This window comes from Tardiphaga sp. 839_C3_N1_4, from assembly GCF_051811045.1.
Classification (GTDB): domain Bacteria; phylum Pseudomonadota; class Alphaproteobacteria; order Rhizobiales; family Xanthobacteraceae; genus Tardiphaga.
The window spans coordinates 4431805-4456706 of sequence record NZ_JBPWQD010000001.1 but is presented as its reverse complement, the minus strand read 5'-3'; the positions used below and the strand labels follow the sequence as shown (position 1 = coordinate 4456706).

Here is a 24902-nt window from a genome sequence, read left to right as displayed (position 1 = left end):
GTGCAGATGCGGTCGGCCCGGAGCAAATGGGACATGCAGGCGACCACCTGCGACCGGGGCCCGCAAGACGCGGCGACGGGATTGAGGAATGATTGACCGCAAAGGACGTGCGCATCGATTGTATTGCGCAGCCTCATACGGCGGGCGCAACGCCGGTGCGCGCAAGGCGCGGGCAGATGCAAATAACATCAGGTCTTGCACCATGCGCCCCCTTCCAACATCAACTGCTGGAAAGAAAAGCACATTCGGGATGCACCACGATATCGGGTGATGCCCTAGGTTGAAGACGGGGAGTTACCCTAAGTGCCGAAGCGGATGCCGGCGCGACACTGGCACGATCTGACTATGCTTACGTCGATCGGAGCGGGTCCGACGCCCCTTCTCTTCCCTTGAACCATGCCACATACAATGTGGGCAGAAAGATCAGAGTGAGAACCGTCGCAACCAAGAGCCCACCCATGATCGCAAAGGCCATCGGCCCCCAGAACACCGTCGGAGCGATCGGGATCATGCCAAGCACAGTCGACACGGCCGTCAGCATGATCGGGCGAAAACGTGAGCTCGAGGCATCCAGCGCCGCGTCCCACACGCTTTTTCCTTCATCGCGCTCAGCGTCGATCTGACCGATCAGGATCACCGCATTTTTTGTGATCATGCCGAGCAGTGCGAGAATGCCCAGAATCGCAACGAAGCCGAGCGGTCGGCCTGACAGCAGAAGAGCGGCGACCACGCCGATGAGCCCAAGGGGCGCCACGCTCAGGACCAGAAACAGCCGCTGAAAACTCTGGAGCTGAATCATGAGGACCGTAAACATGATCAGCAGCATCACCGGCACAACGGCGATGACCGACGCCTGCGATTTCTGACTTTCTTCGACAGTGCCCCCAACCACAATGCTGTAGGATGCTGGAATGGTCTTCGCCAGGGCAGCAATGGCCGGCGTCAGCGAATTGACGACGGATTCCGGAATTGCACCGGCAGTGATATCCGTCTGCACCGTCAGGGTCGGGACACGATCGCGCCGCCAGATCAGCGGATATTCCTGCTCGTATTCGAAAGTTGCAAACTGGCTGAGCGAAACCGTCTGCCCGCCTGGCAGCGGAACTTGCAAATTACGCAGGTTGGGCAACGAGACGCGCTGCTCATCGACCGCGCGCGCAACGATATCGATCAAATAGATATCATCGCGAACCTGGGTGACCGTGGTGCCTGAGATGACCGTATTCAGCACACCTGCCAGGGCTTGAGAACTCAGCCCGAGCAGCCGGGCCTTGTCCTGATTGACCCGAATACGCACCTGCCTTGCCGGCTCGATCCAATCGAAATTGACACCATTCGCCTTGGGATTGGCGGCGATGACCTGGGCAAGCTTGAACGCAATTTCGCGCACCATGCCTGCGTCAGGACCACTGACGCGATATTGAACGGGCCAGCCGACCGGCGGCCCAAGCTCGAGAGGCGAGACCCGTGTAATCGCACCGGGAAAATCATTGGCCAGAAGCGTCTCCAGCTTTGCGCGGATACGTTCACGCGCTGCGACATCCTTTGCGACAACCACTGACTGGGTAAAAAAGTCATTTGGCAGCTGAACATTGAGCGGAAGGTAGAACCGGATAGCACCGCGGCCCACATAGGTGCTCCAGCGCGCAACGTCCGGATCACCCTGAAGGGCGGCTTCGAACTTCTGCGCGGCCGTCTGGCTGGCATAAATGGAGGCGTTCTGCGGCAGACTGATATCGACGAGCAACTCCGGTCGATCGGACGATGGAAAGAATTGCCGGGGGATGAACGGGAGAAGAAGAAACGAGCCGACGAAAAGCACCAGCGAGAGCGCGATGGTCAGCCATTTCGCCCGCATGGCGAATATCAGGAAGCCGCGATACCACCTGAAAACCCTACCGGGGGTATCTGTCTTGCGCTCCTTCGGCGGCTTGAGGATGACAACGCCCATCAGCGGAGCGAAGATCACGGCAACGAACCAGGAGACGATCAGCGCGATACTGACAACGGCAAAGAGGGAGAACGTGTATTCTCCCGCAGAACTCGCGGCGAAGCCGACGGGCACGAAGCCCGCGATGGTCACCAGCGTTCCTGCCAGCATGGCGAATGCATAGGTGCGAAAGGCAAAGCTGGCGGCCTGAACCTTGTTGTCGCCTTCGGCCAGGCGATTCAGGGTGGCATCCGTGGTGGTCATTGCATCATCGACGAGAAGCGCGAGGGCGATAATGAGTGCGCCGAGCGATATGCGCTGCATGTCGATTCCCGCGAGCTTCATGATCGGGAAGACGATGGCGAGCGTCAGCGGTATGGACAGCGCAATGATCAGACCCGGGCGCACGCCGAGGCTGATAAAACTCACCACGAGAATGATGGCAATGGCCTGCAGCAGCGACATCATGAATTCGGAGATCGCGCTCTCGACCGTGACGGCCTGATCGGCAATGAGCTTCGGTTCAATACCAATCGGAAGATCCGCCGTGATCGCAGCCATCGCCCGCTTGAGACTCTTGCCGAGCGCGAGAATATCTCCGCCGTCACGCATCGAGATGGCCAGGCCAATGGCCGGCTCGCCGTTGACGCGAAAGAGGGGTTGCGGCGGATCGGAATAGCCGCGCGTAATCCGGGCGATATCACTCAGGCGGATCATGCGCCCGCCGGCAACGAAATTGATATCAGCAACATCCTGCTCGGACTGAAATGAGCCTGACACCCGAAGCGATAACGTCTCGTCGCCCGTTTGAACCGTGCCGGCTGGCCTTATGATATTCTGCGTCTGGAGAGCAGACAGCAGTGCCGTGCGATCGATGCCAAGGCTTGCCAGTTCCTTCATCGAGAATTCGACGAAGATCCGCTCGTCCTGGGCTCCCAGCAACTCGATCTTCGATACGTCGGGGACAAGAAGAAGCTTCGAGCGGACGTCTTCCACATAGTCGCGAAGCGCGCGGTGCGTGAAGCCATCGCTCGTGAAGCCATAGATAATTCCGAACGTATCGCCGAAATCATCGTTAAACCCCGGTCCGACCACCCCTGCCGGCAGCGTATGGCGGATGTCGCCAATGTTCTTGCGGACCTGATACCAGGTGTCGGCGACCTGTTTGGCGTTCGCGTTCCCCTGCAGGTTTACGAAGATTGTGGTGACGCCTGCCCGCGTGAAACTGCGCAGGAAATCCAGATGCGGTGTTTCCTGCAGCTTGCGCTCGAGCCGCTCCGTAACCTGCTTGACGGTCTCCTCGACCGTTGCTCCGGGCCATGCCGCCTGAACGACCATCGTCTTGATGATGAACGACGGGTCCTCGCTGCGACCGAGCCGGAAATAGGACAGGACACCGAAGATAACGGCAACAATCATGACATAGATCACCAGGGAACGGTGCTTAAGTGCCCATTCCGAGAGATTGAAGCCGGTCATTGCTCAGACCCAAGCAGGCGTATTTTCTGGCCGGGGTGGAGTGCCTGCACACCCGCGGTCACGACGACCTCCCCCGTGTCGAGACCCTGCGACACGACGACCTGCGCTTGCTCGAAGCGCAAGACGTCCACGTTTCGGATCGAAACCGTGCGGCTCGCGGGATCGACGATCCAGACCGCGGGCTGTTGATTGGCCCTCGTCAATGCCGATGCCGGGATCTCTATGATGGGGACGGCATCCATTTCCATGCGCCCCACGACGGTCGCGCCAAGCCGCATGGCCGCCGGCGGATTCGTCAGGCCAACCTTGATTTCAAAGGTGCGCGTGACGGGATCGGCCTGGGCGCCAACCTCACGGATACGACCATGAGCCGTCACCTCGGGATCGTCCGTCAGGCTTACGGCTATTTGCGGATCGCTCGGTGCCGATCGGAAAAATTGGGCCGGCACGTCAAAAACTGCATCGCGGCCATCCTGACGCGCCAGCCGGAGAATCATTTGCCCGGCCTGGACAACTTCTCCAGCGCCAGGTCCGACAGCGGTTATGACGCCCGGTGCGTCGACCTTCAGCTCGGTAAAGCTCACCAGATCATGTGCCGTCTTAAGCTGGGCCTCGGCGGCATCGACCTGCGATTGAGCGGTTTGTTGCGCCTGCGTTGCCTGGTCGTAATTGACGCGAGTGGTCCAGCCTTGCGCAAGCAGCGTCTGCTGGCGATCGAAATGGTTGCGGGCCTGAGTCAGTTGCCCCTGCGCGGCCGCGACTGCCGCCTGGGCCTGGCGCAACGTGTTCAACTCATTCTGGGATTCAAGCCGCGCGATGACCTGACCGGGCTGCACCCGACCTCCGGTTTTTCCGTTGTTTTCGATGAGCCGGCCCGAGATGCGAAATGCCAGCGCCACCTCGTCTTCCGCTTCGATACGGCCGGTGAATGAAAGCGGCGCGCCCGCAACGCTCTTCGCAACAGTGACTGTACGCACGGGCCGCACGACAGGAGCAGTCTCAGCGGCCTCTCTTCCACACGCCGCCAGCAGAAGCGCCGGCACAATTGTTAGAATAATTATAATCGTCCGATATCGTGCCACTCGGCATAGGTAGGTATGACGAGCATACGCAGGCATGAAGAAACCCTCACTGAGCAAAATTGCACGCCAGATTCGCTGACCGCCTTGCAAAACCAGATAGCTGGCTTTTGCCTGCGTGATCGCTTGCCCGCCAATTCTTCTGTGACTGAGAGTATTCTGGGGGTGCGGATATCTACCGGGTATCGGGGAAACTACTGATCACACCAACGATTCTCCGGCGCCCTGCTGGACACTCTCGAACCGCAGCAAGATCCATGCGCCAGTTGAAAGGCGATGAGTTCCTTGTGCAAAGCAAACGCGGCAATTAACTGAAATTACTTCTATTGTTACTTCGTATATTTTCAGACTGAGTATAGTCAGTCGCGACATCGGACGATTTGCGACATCTTACTTGACGCTGATTCAATCAGAGGTATTTAGTAGGCCTAACTTCGTGCAGAAGAACGATGGCATTTAACCTTAGTGGTTATCTGACACATCGCTCGACCCAGATGCATCGGACTACATGATGGCCCACAAGGCTCACGTAGACGAATCGTGTCGAATTCATGTTCGGGCAAAGGTCGTAGGTCACGACACTTTCGACGGCACTGCTAGTGCGCGAACAAAATCGAAACTTGGCAAATCAAGCCTTGGTATCCAGCTTTTGGCGCTGCAAGAGGATATGCAGCAGCGGATTGCATCAGACCTTCACGATTCGACTTGCCAGCATCTGCTGGCCGCGAGTTTGAATATGATGCGAATGAGGTGCGCCGTCGCTGGCATCGGCAGCGCCATAGACATTTGTGATGAGATCGACGCGTCGATCTGTGAGGCCCTTAGGGAAATCAGGGCTTTCACCTACCTCCTGCATCCCCAGAATTTGCTCGACGGCGGATTGAAGTCGGCGATCGAGGAGTTTGTGGTGGGGCTTTCATCGCGGACATCGCTGGAAACGCGTCTCAAGATCGATGCTGCGGTCGATGCATTGCCTAACGAAACGCAGCGCTCATTGCTGAGAGTTGTCCAGGAAGCGCTCGCGAACGTCTTCAGGCACGCGAAAGCGACGCAGGTAAGTATCTCGATCAAGGCCACAGACACCAACGTCACACTTCGGATTAGCGATAACGGCTGCGGAATGCCGATTTCTCGAGCGAGAGATGGCTATAAAGCAGTGCCGCTTGGTGTTGGAATTCCGGCCATGAGAGCGAGACTGGATCAGATGGGAGGCACGTTTGAGATCCACTCGTCATCCACAGCGGTATGTAGCGGGACAACGGTGTACGCGACTATTCCACGAGCCATCTCGCGCAAAGGAAACAAGCCAGTGAATATCCACCAGGGCGGCCGAGGATCGGCGAAGATCCGACCGTCGCATGGCTAAAGGTCAGCTAACGGATGCAACAATTTGACGCTCAGCGAGAGCAATGAACTCCAGGGCTTGGATCTTCTCGATGAGAGTATTTTGCCGCCCGTAAGGAAATGATATCGGAGCACTGAGGACCATGAAGCAGATTATGATAGCCGATGATCATGACGCGGTGCGGGCTGGAATTCGTGCAGTTCTGGAACGACGTCCCGGATGGGAGGTCGTTGCCGAGGCCCGCGATGGCAAAGAGGCCGTTGCTTGCGCCATCGAGAAGCATCCGGATGTCGCTATCGTTGATTACTCGATGCCATTCATGACCGGCCTCGAAGTTGCAAGGCGGATGAAGGAGTACAAGCTCGCAACAGAGGTGCTCATCTTCACGATGCACGACTCGATCGCGCTCGAGCTACAAGCATCTCAAGTTGGCGTTCGCGCATTCCTACGAAAATCCGATGCCAACAAAATGCTCCTCGCGGCCGTTGAATCACTGATGCATCACAGATCGTTCTATGCCGGCGAGACTTGTGACACGATGGTCGGATCGGCCGACGGAAATATTGGCACAGGCCGATCGCTTTCGCCGCGAGAGAAGACAATCGTAAAACTGGTTGCCGAGGGTTACAGCAACAAGCGTGTAAGCGAGACTTTGAATTTGAGTATCAAGACGACCGAGACCCACCGAGCTGCGGCGATGCGCAAGCTCAACGTAAAATCGACTGCAGGTCTGGTTCGCTACGCCGTTCGAAATAATCTGGTAGAAGCATGATTGCGCAACCATAATCGACGGCCTTCACTGAATTGGCAGTCGTGACGCATATCATTTCAGGGCCTTCGTTCTAGCGAGCTGCTTTTGTCAATTGGATATGGCCAGTGGTTCCAACGAATGGGAACGGCACTGTGAAGCAGATCTTGATTGCAGACGATCATGAAGTGGTGCGATCCGGACTACGCGCGATCGTCGAAAGTCGTGCGGATTGGGCCGTGAGCGGAGAAGCGAGCGATGGCAGAGCCGCGGTCGCCATGATCAGGGAGTTGAAGCCGGATATAGCAATTATCGACTACTCCATGCCCGTCCTGAACGGTCTGGAGGTGAGCCGTCAGATCAAGTTGCATCACCCCCGGACGGAGGTGCTCATCCTGACAATGCATGAAAGCAATGAAATCCTCACCGAATCCCTCCTGGCGGGGATACGAGGCTTCTTGCTGAAGTCAGATGCGAGACATCATCTCATTGCAGCGATCGATGCACTACTCAATCACCGGCCTTACTTCACCGGTGTGGTCGTGGAAAAACTGCTTCACGACTACCTGGCCCGCAAGAAGGACAAATCGAAAGTCCTGCTGTCGTTACGCGAACAGAACGTTGTTCAGCTGATCGCCGAAGGACACACCAACAAGTCCGTCGGCACGGTACTGAATCTCAGCGTGAAAACTGTCGAAGCCCACCGCGCATCCGCCATGCGCAAGCTTGGAGTTTCCTCCACTGCCGAACTGGTCCGGTATGCAATTCGCATGAAACTGATTGGACCCTAGTTGCTATGGAAGATGTGGGGGACCATGCCTGAGCCGAGAGTGGATCAAGCCATCCTAGCCAAGGACGTTCGAAGTCGGGATCTTCCAACGGCAGGCGCGAACGCTGGCCGGCGGCTGACCCTCGGGGGAGCGCTCGTTATTCTGGGGGTTGCCAGCGGCATCTTCCTCGCATGGCGCGCGTCGTCCAGCCTTCTCATCATATTTGCGGCGATCTTGCTTGCATCGCTTCTCGATGCCTGCGCTCGATCGCTTGGTCGATACATTCCTATCGGGCGCGCGTGGCGGCTAGCCATCGTGATCGTCATCCTGACTGCAGTGATCGTGCTAGGGACAATATGGGGGATTGGAAAAATCCCTGAGCAGGCCCGGATCCTGATGCGCGTCATGGACGCCCAACTGGACGTCCTGCAACAACGCCTGCTGGCTTTTGGTGTGGATCTGTTCGGCCCGGACGGAGGGCGCGACTTCTCCCGCTGGTTTCCCGATCACGACAAGCTCTTTGGCCACGCGCAATCGGCCGTCGGGACGGCCTCAAGCTTTCTTGCCAATACGCTCGTCATCATATTTCTCGGCCTTCTCTTTTCGCTCGATCCGCAGGCCTATCGCGACGGCGTCGTATTGCTGGTCAAGCCTTCCTCGCGCGAGCGCATGCGTTCTGTCCTGGATGAAATGGGCGCCGTGCTGCGCTCATGGCTCATGGGGCAACTGATCCGGATCGTCCTGATGACCGCCTGCGTGTGGCTGGCGCTCTATTTGCTCGGCCTTCCAAGCGCCTTTCTGCTCGGCCTGCAGGCCGGTCTGTCGAACTTCGTGCCTTATCTCGGCCCGATATTGGCCAGTATCCCCGTGGGATTGGTGGCAATGCCGCTTGGTCCCTCGATGGTGATCTGGGCCATCGGGATCTACACCGTTATTCAATCCATCGAGGGCTATGTGATCGGCCCGCTCATTCAGCGCCGCGCGGTGGAGTTGCCCCCCGCATGGACACTGGTCGCCATCGTCCTGCTCGGCTCTCTGTTCGGCGTCCTGGGAATTGCGCTTGCGATGCCGCTATTCGCGATCGGGCGCGTCGCCGTTCTTCGACTCTATGTGGAGGACTGCCTGGGAGATAACCTGAACGACGATCCCGAGCTTAGGTAGAGGCGGGAAACTCTGACTAGATTGAAATATTGCCCATCGCAAGATTGTAGAGGCCAGCGGCAGCTGCCACGAGGATCGCTCCGAACAGGATTCCCTCGGCAGACGCAAAGACCGTCGCTTTCTGTTCCCGCCGCGCGATCACGAACAGGATCGTGACCGGTGCATAGAGAAGTGCCGAAAGCAGCAGGAAGGTGAGACCGCCTGCGTAAATCATCACAGCCGCGTAAATCGTGGCAAGCGCACCGCGCACCCAGTCGATGGCGCGGCTATGCGGCTCCGTCTGATAGGTTTCCCCGGTCCATGCGAGTTTAAGCCCGTATGCCGCGACGAACAGATAGGGAATGAGCGTCATTGAACTCGTCATCTTCAGTGCCAGCGTGAAGGCATATTCAGCAAAATAGGTGACGACCAGGAAAAGCTGAATCAGGCAGTTGGTAAGCCACAGCGCGCCTACGGGTACCTTATTGACGTTCTCGCGCGTTAGGAAGCGCGGCATCGTGCCATTGACGGCCGCGGAATGCAGAACCTCGGCGGCGAGCAACGACCAGGACAGATAATTTCCAAGCACTGAGATCAGCAGTCCTATGCTGATGAATACCTTGCCCCAAGACCCAACGATCGCTTCGAGTACGCCTGCCATCGAGGGCGTCGCGAGCGCACCCAGCTCCGGGCGCAACAGGATTCCGTAGGACATCATGGTGACCAAGACAAGCAAGGCAAGCACACCAAGAAAACCGAGAACCGTCGCGATCCCGACATCGTTGCGGTCCTTTGCGTAGCGCGAATAGACGCTTGCTCCTTCGATCCCCACGAACACGAATACGGTGACAAGCATCGTATTACGCACCTGGTTCGATACGCTGGCAAAGCTCGGCTCTTCACCACCCCAGAAATTGAGCGCGAAGACGTCGGCCTTGAACGCAAAAGCGGCAACGACGATGAAAAGGAGTATCGGTATCATCTTCGCGAATGTCGCAATCGTATTGAGAGCGGCAGCTTCCTTGATGCCCCGGAGGATGAGGATGTGAACGCTCCAGAGCAGCGACGATGCGGCCACGATCGCAACGGGTGTTGTACCGTCGCCAAACACCGGAAAGAACTGCCCCAATGTCGCTTTGATCAGCACAAGACACGCAACATCGGCAAGACAGCATCCGATCCAGTAACCCGCCGCAGATGCAAAGCCGGCATATTCACCGAAGCCAGCCTCAGCATAGGCGAAAATGCCAGTATCGAGATCTGGCCGACGCCGGGACAGCGTCTGAAAGACGAAAGCGAGCATCAGCATTCCGGTGCCGGCGATGCACCAGGCAATCAGGGCCCCGAGACCGCCCGTGGCGCGCCCGAATGCCGATGGCAATGCAAAGATCCCGGAGCCGACCATCGAGCCGACCACGAGCGCAATCAACGCACCGCGCGAGAGCTTCTGATCGGATGAATCGGATGATGTTCCCATTTTTCTATTGAACCTGACGCTGGAAGACGATCGGTCGAATGAAGGACCAGCATTGGCGCAGCAATAGGAGGACACCGTTTCCAGGTCCCTCCGAGATCGGTCCAGCTATCCGTTCGCACCTTCTGCAGTGGGCGACACAGTGTCGTCCACATCGAGCAGAACAGCCGCCCTGGAAAGCCGGTCGAAGAGTTTTCTGCGAGCTGCAACGGGTGGCCAGGCGTAAAGAAAGATTTCCGAAGGCTTCCAGATCGCAACCCAGCCCAGAATAAGAAAGCTCTCTGAGAAAACCCTGGAAAGCGGTCCCTCCGTCATTCGCTGGGAAAAGCTCCAGCCAAGCACAAGGCAGATGAAAAGAATCACCATTCCGACGACGAGCGACAGCCGGCCGGTCTTGAATAACTCGCTGAGTTCACGTGAGACGGCCTGGCTTCGAAGGCCGAAGTAGTATCTGACCGCGGCAGCGATATCGGATACATGCGTTTTCCGGAGTTCGTCTGGCGGCAGATAGATGACGATTTCAATTGGGACACGGTCGGAAAACTCCAGCGCGCGATCAACGATATAATCTTCAGCCTGTAGCGCGAGATCAGTCTCGCGGAACGGAGACGGATCGAGCGTATCGAAGAGCTGCGATACCTTGCGAAGCTTCATCTCTATTCGCCCGACTTGTGCACTTTCGGTCGAACCGTTTCTCATAGAGCCTTCGATCGTCTTCGAGCAACGAGACGTGCTGGCGCGGCCGTCGCAGGGACCGTCCGACGAGCCGAGAACTCCCAGCAGATCATTGACGCTGCCACCAGTACAATCAGGTGTTTCCCCTAAGGCGAGACGCAGGATCGAGATTAGGGAACGCCGATCGCGCCAGCATTTGTTGCGTCCGGCTGCGCCTCACCCAAACCGGAAACGAACTGGGGCCTGCGAACTCATCGGGAAATCCCCCAGGTCCCCTAAGGTGATCATCCGATATCGCATCGGCCTCGCAGAGGCCTAGGCTAGCTTTTTGAAGGAGGCCGCGACGTTTCGGAATTCGCGACAGCGGACAGAATTACGACTGGATCGTCGATGAGTGAGCTGGATCTGCCACCGGGTCGGCATACTGAAGATCTTCACTTCAGAACGAGAAGCATCGTCCTCAGGCAGCTACCCTTTCTCGCCATCCTCGCGCTTGCAATTGCGGGCGTGGCCTATACGAATTTTTCAGGCAAACCGCTCATTGGCTATTGGGAGTTCCTTGCCCTCGCAATTGGCGTTGTATGCGTCGTGACCGAATGGACCGAGCTCGATGACAGGCAGGCTCGGGTTCGATTGGTGTGGACCCAAGCGCTTCACTGGATCGCGGTTCTTGTTACGATGAACATCATGCTGCTGGCGGGCGTTCAACAGCTTCTGCCTGCGCCTGCGACGAGTCTCGTGCTTCTGATATTGCTGGCGCTCGGCACCTTTCTCGCCGGGCTGAACCTTATGTCACTGCAAATGGGATTCCTTGGCCTCTCGATGGCTCTGGCAGTTCCCGCGATCTCCTGGATCAAGCAATCGGCGCTCTTTCTGATTCTGGTTGTGGTCTTCGTGATCGGCCTTGCCATGGCATTCTGGTCGCTCCGGACGGATACGCGTCGATCGGAGCGAACGGCGTCTTCACGGCCCGCCTCGCCGGGCGCTCCGGTTGCCGATCACAAAGACACATCGGATGAAGATACATCGGACATCGAAGCGGCTCGCCGGCGCCTTGGGCTAAGCGACGATTAGCGGATCTGACAAACCAGGAAGCTGCGTTTAGACCGCATGGAGATGCGCAGCTTTTTCATTTATGAGTTTTCGTTCGAGCGGTCCTCAACAGGAGATGTCATGAAGCGCTTTATTGCTGCGGCAGGTTCAGGGCTGATTTTCTTGTGCGCTGCGTTATCCGCAATCGCAGAGCCTCGCGATTCCGTCGAGCGTGGTCAGAGGCTGGATTCCGAAGCAATTCGGGACGATGTCCGCACCAACCGTCTGAAAACACCAGCGTCCCCGCTCAACATAGAACAACCGCGACAACCTCAAGGACAGACACTGCACCGCAGAGGGCGACCACGCTTGCACGCCATGCCGCGACCTCCGAGCGAGCGACAGTTGCGGCTGCGCAAGCAACAAAAATCAGTTGAGTGACGCTAGCGTAACGTCAGCGTCGCTATTCCCGCAGCAAGGCTCACGCCGATCTGGCGCTCAAGCGACAGTGGCTGGAGCATCACGGTCCTGCGAGATCCCCCGATCAGAACATTCGCACCCAGACCCGGGCCAAACGCCACACTGCCACTCGCGCCGACGTAATTTCCACGGAGCGTACCGCGGCCGACCTGTGAGTTTTGGGCAAAGACCCGCCAGACCAGGGCGCTCGATGGAGTCACCCCGAGATCCAGGCCGATGCGGCGCACCGTTCCCTCATAGATGTACTGCCGGGACGCATTTCGTACCCTGAACACACATCGCAGCGTCTGACGCGAGCCGATAATCAGGCCAATCCGGGGATTGCTCATACATGTCAGCGTTCCCGCCCTGAATGCGGCAGAGGAAGCCGGCAGCGATGAGACGCAAAGCAAAAGGGATGCGCCGAAAAGTCCAAGCAGGGCCTTCTTGATCATGGGAGCCTCCACTTTCTGCGCGAGAATATGGCAGTGGCTATTCAGCGCCGCAAGATCGCCACCTCAGGCACAACTCACAAGCTGACTCGATTTCGATTCGAATAGTTACGACGCGATGCGGCTCGGCGCGCTTTCTGGTCGAGCCATTTCTGCCGACGATTGCGAGTGATAGCATTACGCGATCGACGATCTGGCGGTCATATCTTCCACCGCATCCGCACGGTCACGCGCGCCCGCCAGCACGTCAATCCGCTCCGGCTCAAGCAAGCAAAGCTGCTCATCCGGCCCCGCCGCAAGTCTGTGAATATAGAAGTGCGTGCTGGCTGCATCAGCAGCGGCCATGACCGGTGACGGCGCCGAAATAACCTTCAACGATCCAAAGGTACCGATCCAGTCGATATGGCGATGTCCGTGCATGACGACAGCCCGATCGGCAAACGCCTCCAGCCGACGTACAAACCAGCTGCCGTTGATCACGGCCGTTCCGATGCGTTCCGCGAAAGCGGTCACTGGCATCGGATACTCCATCAGGTGATGGTGCAACGCGATTATCCAGCGCGCTTTCGGGAACTCAGCGATAAAAGCCTCCAGCCGGCGGGTCTGCTCGATCGAGACGAGGCCAAGTGCATTGGTAAAGGAGAAATGTGTTTCAGCATTGGAATTGAGCAGCGCTATGCCGAGTCCATTCTCCTCCAGAGGCGGAACCACCATCGGATACAGGTCATCGAAGATCCCGCGCAACCGGGCTGCACGCTGCAGGCCACCGAGATCCGCGAAATCCGCCATCTGACGGCGATACGGCGCCAACGCGTCGGTCAGTGTCGTTATATGACCTTTCCCGTCCTTCACCACAAAAGCACGATCGCCTTGAATGGCAGCGGTGGTCGAAAGCGTACGGACCTGCCGCAACCGTTTGCCCGGGCTGAACGGGAGATCCAACCGTGCCGGATTCGCCCGGTCCACGATGTTGATGTCGTGATTTCCGGGCAGCACGAAGGTGCGCGCAACGAGGTCCGGATAGTGCGACAGGACGTCCAGAAACTCCGCCCATTCGGTCGCCCGTCCAGCATCGGTCATATCGCCGCTGATAAGCACATGGTCCAGCGGATCAACAGCGTGAATAGCGGCCAGCCGCGCCATCACCTGCTGCAGACGCTCATTTCCTCGCGCCCCGGCGCGCCCGCTTTCAATGCGAAACCCGTAACGTTCGCCAACCACATGAAGGTCCGACAAATGAGCCACGCGCCAGATCCTGGCATGCGCCGGCGCTGCATCGAAAGCGACGAGATCAACAGGCTGCGCCATACGGGCATCGGCCAGACCCCAGACAAGCGATGCCCCGGCAAGGTAGCCGCATGTCAAGACTGCGGCATTTGCGAGCGTCGGAATGATCAAACGATGAGGAACACCAAGATCTTCCAGGCTTCCTGTCCAGCGCGAGGCTGGCCAGGCCCACATCGCGACCGCCACGGCGCAGATGGAAATGGCGATTCCGGCCGCTGCCGAATTCACGGCGCGCAACCGCGCTCTTCCATCGGCGGTCAGATGTCTTCCCAGCACCTTCTCCGTCAGATGCTGCAGCCCTTCACGGCCGAAGACATATCCCGGCTGAATGGCAAGCGCATTGAGAGACCAGAAGTTGACCTCGGCCACCCGAAACAGAGGCTTCCAGCCGATCCACCCCAGCGCGACGATCCCGATAGCTACCAGGAACGCACCGATCTCCGTCAGTACGAGAACCTTGTCCGACAGGGTTGAGAGCCACGCAGAAGCAACCAATGCCGCGAGGCCCAACGACACCGCCGGTAGCAACAACGAGACGGTCCAGGCAAACAGGAGCTTTGGCAGACTGACTTCAACAAGCAGGCTCCCGGCCATCGAGAGCAGGGTTCGCTGGTCAGGGCTGGCGGCATCATCCTCGATATCGCCCCGCCGCGGGTCGATTGTTTCTTCGTTCCACCCCCTCGCCGGTTTGCCTCCTCCCGCATCCCCTCTGTTCATGGCACCGCCTCTTGTGAGCAGGCACAGCCCCGTCACCAGAGTGATACTATCACACCTTCGACAGTATCCACGCGCATCAGGGTTTGACCCGATGCAACGTCACCGCTCGTATCATGTAATTACTAAGACATGGCGAGAGACGCCCACGACAAATACGGACAGGTAACTGAAAATATCACTCAATTTCTCGAACATGTTGCGACATGCCGATCTAATCAAGCGGCTTAAGATTCCCGCAAATTGAGACAGCGAGGCATACCCATCTTTCTGTTCCGATTGACGGACTACACCTTTGGTAATATCCATTCGCCCTGTGCGATATCAAAAATCAGGCTGACAAAAAGCCGGAACGGAGTCCCATGGACCCGCAGTCGATCGCAACACAGGCTGGGCTGCCTGATGTCCCGACCGGGCAATCGACCTGGTCGGAGACTGTTCAAGGGCTGGCGCCTGAAACCCAAAATCGCTTCACAATAGCTTTCATTGGCGAACTATCATTCGCGACCGCCATTTGCGCGCCTATGCACGTCCGCGCTCCACGATTACCGGCTCTGCCGTGCAGCCCCGACGTCTCCTTATATCCCTGACGTTCCTTTTCCATCCGTGAAAGGAGAAGTCCTATGGAAGTGATGGATCGGCGAAACCTCTTGCAGGGCCTTCTGTTCAGCGCGGTCGCCACGGGCCTTGGCACAAGCGTCTTTCTGACGACAGCCAAGGCCGCGCCAATCCCGCTGGAGAAAGACCTTGCCAAAAAGGTGGAGCCGCTCACCGAAAACGCCCAGGTGACTGTGGCCGGGCGCCCGGCGCGCAGGGTCCTTCACCACCCGCATCGATCGTCGCGACGTCGTCGCCGTGTGTGCTGGTGGCGTCATGGTCGCCGCGTCTGCGCGTGGCGCTGATGGTGTGACGAAAATGCGCAGTGATACGGCGGCCTCGAATCATAGCGCACAAGCAGCGCAGGAGCGGGAGAACAGGATGACGACGTATGGCAATAGTTCCTCGGTGAGCGTCACCGGCTTGCCTTCCCCGCCGTTCTGGATGTGCGTGCTGCTCGGCATCGTTCTGATTTTGGCCGGGCTCCTGATCCTCGGCGATGTCGTTCTCGCCACTGTCATCAGCACGCTGTTCATCGGCTGGACCGCTATTGTCGCTGGTGTATTCGAAATGATCCATGCGTTCTGGACCAAGGGCTGGGGAGGATTTCTGTGGCAGATCCTTCTCGCCGTTCTCTACGTCGCATTCGGCATCGTTCTGGTGCAGCAGCCCGTCGCCGGCGCGATCATCCTCACCTATGTCCTCGGCATATTGCTGCTTGTTTCCGGCTTCATTCGCGTGCTGCTTGGATTTAGCCGCTGGAGCAATGGGGGCTGGATCATGCTGGCTTCAGGACTCTTCGGCATTCTGGCAGGCCTGGTCATTCTGACCGGCTTTCCCAGGACAGGCCTGTGGGTTCTCGGCACTCTGCTGGCCGTCGACATGATCTCCCACGGATTGGCGTGGCTCGCTTACGCGTGGCAGCTGAGAACCAAGGCAGCATAGCCGCATAAGGAACCATCAACGACGCAGACCACGTGGCGGAATAGAAATCTCTCAGTCAGGAGGATTGGAAATGTCAGATCTCGTTGCGATCATCTATCCAACCGAGGCCAAAGCCGAAGAGGTACGGCAGCGTCTGTTCAAGCTGCAGAAGGAATATCTGATCACGATCAGCGATGCCGTTATCGCGGTGAAAACCGAAGCTGGCCCCGTCAAACTGAACCAGTTGATGAATACGACCATGGCCGGCGCCGCCTCCGGCAGTTTCTGGGGATTATTGATCGGCGTGCTGTTCCTGAATCCCCTGCTCGGCGTGGCACTGGGCGCCGCATCCGGTGCATTGGGCGGTGCACTGACCGACTATGGCATCAACGACGATTTCATGAAGGAGCTATCGGCAAATCTTCAGCCGGGAAATGCGGCGCTGTTCGTTCTCATCAAGAGCATCACTGCAGACAAGGTCCTCAAGGAAATCCAGGACGCCGGCGGCACCGTGTTGAAGACGTCCCTCGACGATGCCAAGGAGCAGGCGCTCAGGAACGCGCTCGCCAAGGCCACAACCGAGCCCCAGGCTCAGGCAGCGCCAGCGGCATCCACGACCACGGCATCCAAGCCCGCTGCCTGAGTTTGCAAGACTGGCACAGATGCAACAGAAGCGCCCGGCGTGGGTATCTGCGCCAGTCGCTCCTGTTCGTATCGTCGGGGTAAACAGAAAAGTCCGCTTGATCTTGTGCAGATCGAGCGGACTTTTGGAGCAGCAGCAAAGGCCGCCTCAAGTGGCCAGCGTTATGCTGACGACCTATTCGACCTTGCCCATTTCCTTGAGCACTTCGTTGGCGGCCTTGAACGCATCGAGGCCGGCCGGGATGCCGCAATAGACCGTGGCGTGCAGCAGCACTTCCTTGATCTCGTCGACGGTGACGCCGTTGGTGATTGCGCCGCGGGTGTGCAGCTTGATTTCCGGCGCGCGGTTCAACGCCGTCAGCATTGCAAGGTTCAGCATGCTGCGGGTCTTGCGATCGAGGCCCGGACGATTCCAGGCGTAGCCCCAGCACCATTCCGTGGTGATGTGCTGGAATGACATCATGAAATCATTGGTCGACTGCATCGACTTGTCGACATAGGCAGCGCCGAGCACTTCGCGCCGTGCGGCAAGACCGATGTCGAACATCCCGCCGAGGGTGATCGTCTGATCGTAGCTCATGTTTATTCCTTCCGTTTGCGATTGCCAGGGTTCGACGTCGTTCGCGCGTCTGCCTCGATCATATGCCGAGATAGGCCGAGCGAACGGCAGGATTTTCATTCAATTCTGCAGACGTACCCTGCAGTGCGATGCGACCGCTTTCCAGCACATAGCCGCGTGTCGCCACATCCAGCGCCAGTCCGACATTCTGCTCGACCAGCAGGATCGACGTTCCACGGCCGTGGATCTTGGTGAAGGCATCGTGCATCTCTTCGACGACCTTCGGCGCCAGACCGTGGCTCGGCTCGTCCAGCAGCAGCAGCTTCGGCTGCAGCATGAGCGCGCGCCCGACAGCGACCATCTGCTGCTCGCCGCCCGAAAGCGTGCCTGCCAACTGCCCGCGCCGCTCGCGCAGACGCGGGAACAGCTCGAAGATGCCTTCCATGCGCGACGACAGGTCCTTGGCATGCCGCGCGGTGAAGGCACCGAGCATCAGGTTTTCTTCCACCATCATGTCCGAAAACACATGGCGTCCTTCGGGAACATGCGCGATGCCCAGCGTGGGGATGTCATGCGAGGCGCGGCTCGACAGATCATTGCCTGCAAAACGCAACGTGCCGGTGACATGTGGCACCAGGCGCGAGATCGCGCGCAGGATCGTGCTCTTGCCAGCGGTATTGGCGCCGATGATGCAAACGAACTCGCCTTCGAACATCTGCAGATCGATGCCGTGCAGAACTTCGATCTCACCGTAGCCGGCATTGAGGCCCTTGATCTCGAGCAATGGCTGAGACGCGCTCATTTGTGGGCCTCCATCGAACGGCCGAGATAGGCTTCGACCACCACCGGATCGTTCGCCACCTGCTCCGGCGTGCCATCGGCCAGAAGACGCCCGAAATTCAGCACCAGGATGCGATCGCAGATCGTCATGATTGCGCGCATGTGATGCTCGACGACCAGCAGCGTGATGCCGTCGTCGCGCAGCGAGCGGATCAGATCCATGATCTCCTGCATCTCGACCGGATTGAGCGCGGCCATCACCTCATCGAGCAGCAATACCTTGGGGCCGGTGCACAATGCACGTGCCAGTTCGACACGCGCGCGCTCCGGGAATGAGAGATTGCCGGCGAGCTTGTGGGCAACGGATTTGAGCCCGACGCGGTCGAGGCAGATCAATGCCTCCTTGCGCGCGGTCTCGACATCGTGGCGCAACAGGCCGGCGGTGAGCACGTTGTCGAGCACCGAACTTTCGGCAAACAGCGCCACGTTCTGGAACGTCTTGGTCATGCCAAGCGCCGCGACCTTGTGCGGCTTCTGGCCGACCACACTGGTGCCATCGAGCTGGATGGTGCCGCTGTCGGGACGAATGAGGCCGACCAGCGTGCTGAAGAACGTCGTCTTGCCGGCGCCATTCGGGCCGATCAGGCCGACGATCTGCCCCTTCGGCACCGAGAACGTCACGTCGGACAGCGCCTGAAGGCCGCCGAAGCGCCGCGAGATGCCACGCACATCGAGAATGGTCATGAGCGTGCCTTGTTCGAAAAACGTGCCATCAGCGAGTCAAACACGGTGATGAAGCCGCGTGGACGCCACAGAATGACGGCGATCAGGATGACGCCAAAGATCAGTTGCGACAGGCCTGCCGCGCCCGACGAGAACAGATCGTTCATCAGCTCCTCGACCGGAATGATGAACAGCGCGCCGAGGATCGGACCGATCGCCGTACCGACACCGCCGAGAATGGCAATCAATGCGACGCGGATGGAGATCGACGCGGCGCTGAACACCGTATCCGGATCGAAGAATACGGCGACCTGCGCATAGAGCGTGCCCAGCATGGCCATCAGCACGCCGGAGATGACAGCAGTCTGCAGCTTCACCTTGGTGGTGTCGATGCCGATCACTTCCGCGGCGGCCGGGTTTTCCTTGATGGCGCGCAGCCGATAGCCCATGGCACTGCGCCGGATCGCCTCGAAGATGACCGTCACGATGATCAAGGCGATTAGCGCGATATAGGCATGCGGCAATAGCTGCTTGAACGAATAGGCAGCGATGCTTGGCGGCACGAACGGCACCGACAGACCGACAGGACCGCCGGTGAGCGACGTCCAGACATTGGCGATGACGCGCATCACTTCGCCGAACGCCAGCGTGGCCAACGCAAAGTAATGCCCCTGCAGACGCATGGTCGGAACGGCAATGATCAGCGCGGCAATGCCACCGAGGAAGCCGCCTGCGAACATGCCGATCCACGGGCTGATGCCGAACTTCAGCACCAGGATCGTGGATGTATAGGCGCCGATGCCGAAGAAGGCTGCGTGGCCAAGCGACGTCTGATTGGCCAGACCACCGATGATGTTCCAGACCTGCGCCATCGCGGCGAATAGCAGCGTGAAGGTGAGCACGCGGATCCAGTATCCGGTCGGGCTGAGCAGCAGCGGCAACACAGCCGCAATGGCGATCACAGCCAGAATTGCGATCCAGCGTTTCATCGGGATGCTCCTACGAGACCTTGCGGCCTCACCGCGAGCACGAAAATAAAGACGATGAACAGAATGAGGTTCTGCAACTGGATCGGAAAGAATAGCGACGACAATGCCTGAATGACGCCCACGGCCAAGCCGCCAACGACCGCTCCTGCCACGCTGCCGAGACCACCGAGCACAACGACGGTGAACATCAGCACGACGAACTGGCCACCGACCCCAGGGAACACAGTGACATAAGGCAGGATCACCGCGCCGCCGAAGGCCGTGAGGCCGACGCCGAGCGCGAAGGCGATCTTGTACATCAGCGCCGTATCGATCCCCATCAACTGTGCAGCCATTGGATTCTGCGCAGTCGCGCGCATCGCGCGGCCGAACCAGCTCGTGCGCATGAACCACCAAAGGGCTAGGCCGCAGGCCAGCGACATGCCGAAGGCGATCAGATACGGCACGCTGATAAACAGCGCACCGAGCGATAGCGACATGGTCTGATAGGACGTGGTCACCGAACGAAACTGCGAGCCGAACAGCAGCAGCGAACCGTTCTCGATGACGATCAGCAGTCCGACGGTGAGGAAGATCTGCGCCACCGAGGGCGCCTTCAACACGCGGGCAATCAACTGCCCCTGCACCAGCCAGCCGCTGCCGAACGCCACCGCAAAGGACAGCGGCGCGGCCAGCACCGGGTCAAGGCCGAGATAGGCCCAGGCGAACCAGGACACGAACATGCCGATCATCAGGAATTCCGCCTGCGCGAAATTCACGATGCCCATGACGCCATAGACCAGCGTCAGGCCGATGGAGATGACGGCGTAGACGCCGCCGACCAGCAGCCCGTCGATTATTGCTTGTAGAAATGACACTGCGATCTTTCTTCCGTTCGTCAGGACTTCCAGACCGCAGCGCCCTTGGCGACGTCCTTCGGCCAGACCGTGACGAGCTCCTTGTTGCGCCATTGCGCCATCACGGGAACCGACAGGGTATTGAGGCCGGTGCTGTCGAATTCGACGGCGCCGCCGGTCATCGCCTTGGTCCAGCCACCGGTGAACTTCGCACCGCGCAGCGCCATGGTGACGTCTTCGGCCTTGGCTGATTTCGCCTTCTCAATCGCCTGCACCAGCACGTCGAGCGCGACGGCGTGTTCCAGCGCCTCATGCACCATGAAGTAGCCGAAGCGCTTGCGGAAACGCTCGGTGAGATCGGGGGCGAGATCGTAATTGGCGGGCGCGATCGACAGCACGTTCTCCGCGAATTCGCCGAGACCCTTCTCGAAATCCGGAATGACATAACCGGCCGCGCCGCCGATGGCTGGGATCGTGATGCGCTGCTGGCGCATGGTGCGGATCAGCAGCAGGCTGTCATTGAGATAGGACACCGGGAAGACGGCCTGGGCGCCGGATGCACGCAGCTTGTTGATCAACGGCGTGGTGTCGGTGATCCCCAGCGGATAGGCATCGTCCATCGCAATGTCGATATTGGCCGCCTTGGCAGCGGCACGAAGGCCGGCCGCCTGCGCGGTGCCATAGGCGGTGTCTTCATACATGATCGCGATCTTGTCGATCTTGGCGCCGGACGCCTGCGCAATCGCCAGCGTGTAGTCGAGCTGCGCCTTACCGAGCGCCGACGCCTTGGCGACAATCTGGAAGATGTTCTTGAAGCCACGGCCGGTGATCTGGTCCGCGAAGGACATGGTGAGCAGCGGAATGTCGCGACGCTCCGTGACTTCCGAAATGGCAATGGTCAGCGATGACGCGAATGCGCCGAGGATCGCCGTCACTTCGTTCTGGGTGATGAGGCGCTGCGCGACAGTGCCCGCGGTGGTCGGTGTCGAGGTCGCGTCCGCCACGATCAGATTGATCTTGGCACCGCCGAGCGCCTTGATGCCGCCGGCTGCGTTGATCTCATCGGCAACCAGCTCGATGCCGTTACGCGAATTGATGCCGAACTGCGCATTGGCGCCCGACAACGGCATGATCACGCCGATATTGACAGGCTTCGCCTGCGCGCGCGCCGACGACACAATCATCGGGCTCGCCAGCAGCGACGCGGTTCCGGCGAGCAGCGTACGGCGGCTCAGGTCACCACGATGGGAGGTTGTCTTGGACATGGGCGTTTTCTCCGAATGCAGAACGGCCTTTGCGGCTTCCTCGGCAGTTCGACATAAAACAGACGAGCGGTCAAGCTGCTTGACAGATTGTCTGATAGGCGGTCAACTTGACGCATGGTAAAGATCGAATCGGACCTGAATGTCTCGCGGGAATCGACCAGCCTGCGACTGTTGGTTGAAAACAGACTACGCTCTGCAATCGGTAGCGGGCTGTTCAAGCCTGGCCAGCGGCTGATCGAGCGTGAGCTGTGCGAGCAGGTCGGCGTCGGCCGCACCTCGATCCGCGAGGCGTTGCGACAACTGGAGGCAGAGGGCCTCGTCACCACGATCCCGCATCGCGGCCCGATCGTCAGCACCATCAGCGTCGAGGAAGCCGAGCAGCTCTATGATTTGCGCGCGCTGCTGGAGGGCTATGCCGGCCGTGAATGTGCGCGGCTGCGCGACCCGGTGATCATCGAACGATTGCGCAAACAGTTCGTCCAGATGGGCGCGGTAGCCGGTCAGGAAGACCGCAGTGACCTGTTGGCCGCCAAGACTGAATTCTATGCCGCACTGCTCGAAGGCTGCGGCAATGTTTTCGTCGAACGCTTCCTGAAAATGCTGCTGAACCGCGTCACGGTGCTGCGCATGACATCGATGACCCAGTCCAATCGCATCGGCCGCAGTCTTGCCGAAATCGAGACCATCCTTGTCGCGATCGAGGCCGGCGACGAAGATGGCGCCGAGCAGGCTTGCGTCCAGCACATCAAGAATGCCGCCGCGATAGCGCTGGAAGCGCTGCGGCGCGATAATCCCTGACAAGCGCGATCACCTGCCGCGCCAGATATCGAATAAAATAAGAACTTGAAGAGGAACGCCCGTGTCGAATTCAGCCGCCATCAATCCGCCCGCCAAGATCGCAGTCATCGGCCTCGGCAATATGGGACGTCCCATGGCCGCATGCATTGCGCGCGCGGGCTATCAGGTGGTTGGCTTCGATACGTTTGCAGAAGCCCGCGCCAAACATACCGAAGCCGGCGGCACGTCGGCGGCCACCGTCGATGAAGCCGTCAAGGATGCAGCCGCCGTCATCACGCTGCTGCCCGACGGCAAGATCGTGCGCGCCGCGGTCGAAGGCTTCAAGGCCAAGCTCGCACCGGGCACGGTGGTGATCGACATGAGCTCGTCCGCTCCGATGGGCACGCGCGCGCTCGGCGAAGAACTGATCGCGGCAGGTCTCGCGTTCATCGACGCGCCGGTATCGGGCGGTGTGAAACGCGCCGTCGACGGCACGCTGGCGATCATGGCCGGCGGCGACGGCAAGACCATCGATCGCGCCGATCCCGTGCTGAATGCCATGGGCAAGTCGGTGTTCCGCACCGGTCCGCTCGGCTCCGGCCACGCCGCCAAGGCGCTGAACAACTATGTTTCGGCCGCGGGCCTCGCGGCTGCCGCCGAAGCCGTTGCTATCGGTGGACAGTTCGGCATCGATCCGAATGTCCTTGTCGACGTGCTGAACGCCTCCACCGGACGCAACAACTCGACCGAAAACAAGCTCAAGCAATTCGTCATTCCCGAAAAGTACACCTCGGGCTTTGCGATGGCCCTGATGGCGAAGGATATCCGCACCGCCGATGAACTCGCCCACCAGATCGGCGTCAATGCGCCGCTGGCAGACGAAGTCGCTGCACTGTGGGATGCCGCGCTGGAGAAGCTTGGACCATCGGCCGACCATGTCGAGATTGGCCGCTATCTCACTGCCAGGAAGTAGGTGACGTTGGGCATGGGCCTGATCGACGAGCTTCGCAATCGACTTGCGGTCGCGATCACCGCGCCGGAGGTAGAGTCCTTTGCGCGCGGACTGGATCTTGAAATTCAGTTTGGGATCGACGAGGCCGCCGTCGCGATCGCTTGTCGCAACAACCAGCCGGTTGTTAGTATACCCAGCCATGCGCCAGACATCGTGCTATCCGGACCAGCCATAGCATGGCTGAAGGTGCTGGCGCCCTGCCCGCCGCCGACCTATCATTCGTTTTCATCGATCCAACTGCGCAACACCAGTTTCACCGTGACCGGCAATGCGCTGGTCATTGCGCAGGCCCGCGCATTCCTCGAGGCCGTGTTCGCGAATCTCACGACGCCGGCCGCGCATGCGGTCGAAGTCGATCTCACGCGCCTTGAGGGCCGCTATCACCGCGTGCACAGCGCCGGCGGACAGATTGCCGAAATCTATTCAGAAGCCACGGGCACTGGCAGGCCAGTGCTGTGCCTCCACACAGCCGGCGCGGATACGCGGCAGTTTCACGGCGTGATGTGCGATCCCGAACTCGGGCGCGACTGGCGCCTGATCGGCTTCGACATGCCGCATCACGGCCGCTCGATGCCGCCCGTCGGCTGGGATGGCAGCATCTATCAGCTCGATCAGCCGACCTATCTTGACTGGTGTGCGAGCTTCATCGAACAGGCGATCGGCGAACCCGTTGTGGTGATGGGTTGCTCGATGGGCGCCGGCATCGCCATGGCGCTCGCCGCAGAGCGACCTGATCTCGTGAAGGCCGTGATCGCGCTCGAAGCGCCCTTGCGCCCACGCGGCCGTCGTAACGACTATCTCACCCATGCGGGCGTCAATGGCGGCTGGCATTCGGCAGCCTATGTGCGCGGATTGATGAGCCCGTCCAGCCCCGCAGAGGATCGCCGACGCGCCGCATGGATCTATTCGCAGGGTGCGCCGGGCATCTATGACGGCGATCTGGCTTTCTATTCGGACGAGTTCGACGGCGAACAGACCGCCAAGCTCATCGATGGCCACAAGATCCCCGTACATCTTCTGATCGGTCACTACGACTTCTCCGCCACCGTGAGCGATGCCTATGCGCTCGCCGAATGGATCGAGGGCGCCGTGGTGACAGAGATGCCGGAGCTCGGGCATTTTCCGATGACGGAGAACCCGCCAAAAATGCTGGACTATCTGCGTCCCGTCTTCCAGGCACTGCGGAGTTTGCCGCTCTGACTGCGCCGGAATTA

Annotated in this window: 23 protein-coding genes; 11 read left to right on the top strand and 12 right to left on the bottom strand. The window is 59.3% G+C overall.

Annotation, left to right across the window (positions count from 1 at the left end; translation table 11 throughout):
• Positions 1 to 349 precede the first annotated feature (349 nt).
• Together AB8A38_RS21315 and AB8A38_RS21310 are read right to left on the bottom strand one after the other, a co-directional pair.
• Positions 350 to 3409: an efflux RND transporter permease subunit gene (locus AB8A38_RS21315; protein ID WP_439087301.1), complete on the bottom strand. Its 3060-nt coding sequence runs from the start codon at positions 3407 to 3409 to the stop codon at positions 350 to 352.
• Positions 3406 to 4527 carry an efflux RND transporter periplasmic adaptor subunit gene (locus AB8A38_RS21310; protein WP_439087300.1) on the bottom strand — a complete coding sequence of 374 codons (1122 nt, stop codon included), beginning with the start codon at positions 4525 to 4527 and terminating at the stop codon, positions 3406 to 3408. Before AB8A38_RS21310 ends, AB8A38_RS21315 begins: the two co-directional genes overlap by 4 nt.
• A 472-nt stretch (positions 4528 to 4999) precedes the next feature.
• On the opposite strand from AB8A38_RS21310, the gene AB8A38_RS21305 reads away from it, so the two are divergent.
• From AB8A38_RS21305 to AB8A38_RS21290, 4 genes are all read left to right on the top strand, one after another.
• The gene (locus tag AB8A38_RS21305) at positions 5000 to 5854 is read left to right on the top strand and encodes a sensor histidine kinase (RefSeq protein WP_315839663.1); all 855 of its coding nucleotides are present in this window, start codon (positions 5000 to 5002) and stop codon (positions 5852 to 5854) included.
• 121 nt (positions 5855 to 5975) lie between these two features.
• Positions 5976 to 6605, top strand: a complete 630-nt coding sequence (locus tag AB8A38_RS21300) for a response regulator (RefSeq protein WP_439087299.1) — start codon at positions 5976 to 5978, stop codon at positions 6603 to 6605.
• A 131-nt stretch (positions 6606 to 6736) separates the two neighbouring features.
• Positions 6737 to 7372: a response regulator transcription factor gene (locus AB8A38_RS21295; protein ID WP_439087298.1), complete on the top strand. Its 636-nt coding sequence runs from the start codon at positions 6737 to 6739 to the stop codon at positions 7370 to 7372.
• A 39-nt stretch (positions 7373 to 7411) separates the two neighbouring features.
• Complete coding sequence (locus tag AB8A38_RS21290) at positions 7412 to 8512, top strand: AI-2E family transporter (RefSeq protein WP_315839666.1); 1101 nt, start codon at positions 7412 to 7414, stop codon at positions 8510 to 8512.
• 16 nt (positions 8513 to 8528) lie between these two features.
• On the opposite strand, the gene AB8A38_RS21285 is transcribed toward AB8A38_RS21290, so the two are convergent.
• Both AB8A38_RS21285 and AB8A38_RS21280 read right to left on the bottom strand, forming a co-directional pair.
• Positions 8529 to 9968: a basic amino acid/polyamine antiporter gene (locus AB8A38_RS21285; RefSeq protein WP_439087297.1), complete on the bottom strand. Its 1440-nt coding sequence runs from the start codon at positions 9966 to 9968 to the stop codon at positions 8529 to 8531.
• A gap of 105 nt (positions 9969 to 10073) precedes the next feature.
• Positions 10074 to 10619, bottom strand: coding sequence for a hypothetical protein (locus AB8A38_RS21280; RefSeq protein ID WP_439087296.1), 546 nt, complete (start codon positions 10617 to 10619; stop codon positions 10074 to 10076).
• 411 nt (positions 10620 to 11030) lie between these two features.
• Here AB8A38_RS21280 and AB8A38_RS21275 point away from each other — a divergent pair, with 411 nt between their 5' ends.
• Positions 11031 to 11714 carry a hypothetical protein gene (locus AB8A38_RS21275; RefSeq protein WP_439087295.1) on the top strand — a complete coding sequence of 228 codons (684 nt, stop codon included), beginning with the start codon at positions 11031 to 11033 and terminating at the stop codon, positions 11712 to 11714.
• A 401-nt stretch (positions 11715 to 12115) separates the two neighbouring features.
• Here AB8A38_RS21275 and AB8A38_RS21270 read toward each other — a convergent pair whose 3' ends face one another.
• Together AB8A38_RS21270 and AB8A38_RS21265 are read right to left on the bottom strand one after the other, a co-directional pair.
• Positions 12116 to 12586 carry a DUF992 domain-containing protein gene (locus AB8A38_RS21270; RefSeq protein ID WP_439087294.1) on the bottom strand — a complete coding sequence of 157 codons (471 nt, stop codon included), beginning with the start codon at positions 12584 to 12586 and terminating at the stop codon, positions 12116 to 12118.
• A gap of 174 nt (positions 12587 to 12760) precedes the next feature.
• Positions 12761 to 14587 (bottom strand): metallophosphoesterase family protein, encoded by a 1827-nt coding sequence (locus AB8A38_RS21265; RefSeq protein ID WP_439087293.1) that lies wholly within the window; start codon positions 14585 to 14587, stop codon positions 12761 to 12763.
• Positions 14588 to 15207: 620 nt separating this feature from the next.
• On the opposite strand from AB8A38_RS21265, the gene AB8A38_RS21260 reads away from it, so the two are divergent.
• The 3 genes from AB8A38_RS21260 (at position 15208) to AB8A38_RS21250 (ending at position 16748) form a co-directional block, all read left to right on the top strand.
• Complete coding sequence (locus AB8A38_RS21260) at positions 15208 to 15486, top strand: hypothetical protein (RefSeq protein WP_439087292.1); 279 nt, start codon at positions 15208 to 15210, stop codon at positions 15484 to 15486.
• On the top strand, positions 15458 to 16126 hold the full coding sequence (locus AB8A38_RS21255) for an HdeD family acid-resistance protein (protein ID WP_439087291.1): 669 nt from the start codon (positions 15458 to 15460) through the stop codon (positions 16124 to 16126). Before AB8A38_RS21260 ends, AB8A38_RS21255 begins: the two co-directional genes overlap by 29 nt.
• A gap of 70 nt (positions 16127 to 16196) precedes the next feature.
• Entirely contained in the window at positions 16197 to 16748 is a 552-nt protein-coding gene (locus tag AB8A38_RS21250) for a DUF1269 domain-containing protein (RefSeq protein ID WP_439087290.1), read from the top strand.
• Positions 16749 to 16922: 174 nt separating this feature from the next.
• Here AB8A38_RS21250 and AB8A38_RS21245 read toward each other — a convergent pair whose 3' ends face one another.
• Genes AB8A38_RS21245 through AB8A38_RS21220 form a run of 6 tightly spaced genes read right to left on the bottom strand, consistent with a single transcriptional unit; the run spans position 16923 to position 21899 of the window.
• Positions 16923 to 17327 carry a carboxymuconolactone decarboxylase family protein gene (locus AB8A38_RS21245; protein ID WP_068729678.1) on the bottom strand — a complete coding sequence of 135 codons (405 nt, stop codon included), beginning with the start codon at positions 17325 to 17327 and terminating at the stop codon, positions 16923 to 16925.
• 58 nt (positions 17328 to 17385) lie between these two features.
• On the bottom strand, positions 17386 to 18108 hold the full coding sequence (locus AB8A38_RS21240; RefSeq protein ID WP_439087289.1) for an ABC transporter ATP-binding protein: 723 nt from the start codon (positions 18106 to 18108) through the stop codon (positions 17386 to 17388).
• Entirely contained in the window at positions 18105 to 18830 is a 726-nt protein-coding gene (locus AB8A38_RS21235; RefSeq protein WP_149533342.1) for an ABC transporter ATP-binding protein, read from the bottom strand. The genes AB8A38_RS21240 and AB8A38_RS21235 overlap by 4 nt, the downstream gene beginning before the upstream one ends.
• Positions 18827 to 19798 carry a branched-chain amino acid ABC transporter permease gene (locus tag AB8A38_RS21230; protein WP_068729684.1) on the bottom strand — a complete coding sequence of 324 codons (972 nt, stop codon included), beginning with the start codon at positions 19796 to 19798 and terminating at the stop codon, positions 18827 to 18829. Before AB8A38_RS21230 ends, AB8A38_RS21235 begins: the two co-directional genes overlap by 4 nt.
• Complete coding sequence (locus AB8A38_RS21225; RefSeq protein WP_439087288.1) at positions 19795 to 20655, bottom strand: branched-chain amino acid ABC transporter permease; 861 nt, start codon at positions 20653 to 20655, stop codon at positions 19795 to 19797. Before AB8A38_RS21225 ends, AB8A38_RS21230 begins: the two co-directional genes overlap by 4 nt.
• A gap of 20 nt (positions 20656 to 20675) precedes the next feature.
• Complete coding sequence (locus tag AB8A38_RS21220; RefSeq protein WP_439087287.1) at positions 20676 to 21899, bottom strand: ABC transporter substrate-binding protein; 1224 nt, start codon at positions 21897 to 21899, stop codon at positions 20676 to 20678.
• A gap of 114 nt (positions 21900 to 22013) precedes the next feature.
• Here AB8A38_RS21220 and AB8A38_RS21215 point away from each other — a divergent pair, with 114 nt between their 5' ends.
• The 3 genes from AB8A38_RS21215 (at position 22014) to AB8A38_RS21205 (ending at position 24888) form a co-directional block, all read left to right on the top strand.
• Positions 22014 to 22697 carry a GntR family transcriptional regulator gene (locus AB8A38_RS21215; protein ID WP_315839678.1) on the top strand — a complete coding sequence of 228 codons (684 nt, stop codon included), beginning with the start codon at positions 22014 to 22016 and terminating at the stop codon, positions 22695 to 22697.
• A 61-nt stretch (positions 22698 to 22758) separates the two neighbouring features.
• Complete coding sequence (locus AB8A38_RS21210) at positions 22759 to 23649, top strand: NAD(P)-dependent oxidoreductase (RefSeq protein ID WP_439087286.1); 891 nt, start codon at positions 22759 to 22761, stop codon at positions 23647 to 23649.
• Positions 23650 to 24888 (top strand): alpha/beta fold hydrolase, encoded by a 1239-nt coding sequence (locus AB8A38_RS21205; protein ID WP_315839680.1) that lies wholly within the window; start codon positions 23650 to 23652, stop codon positions 24886 to 24888.
• The last annotated feature ends 14 nt before the right edge of the window (positions 24889 to 24902 follow it).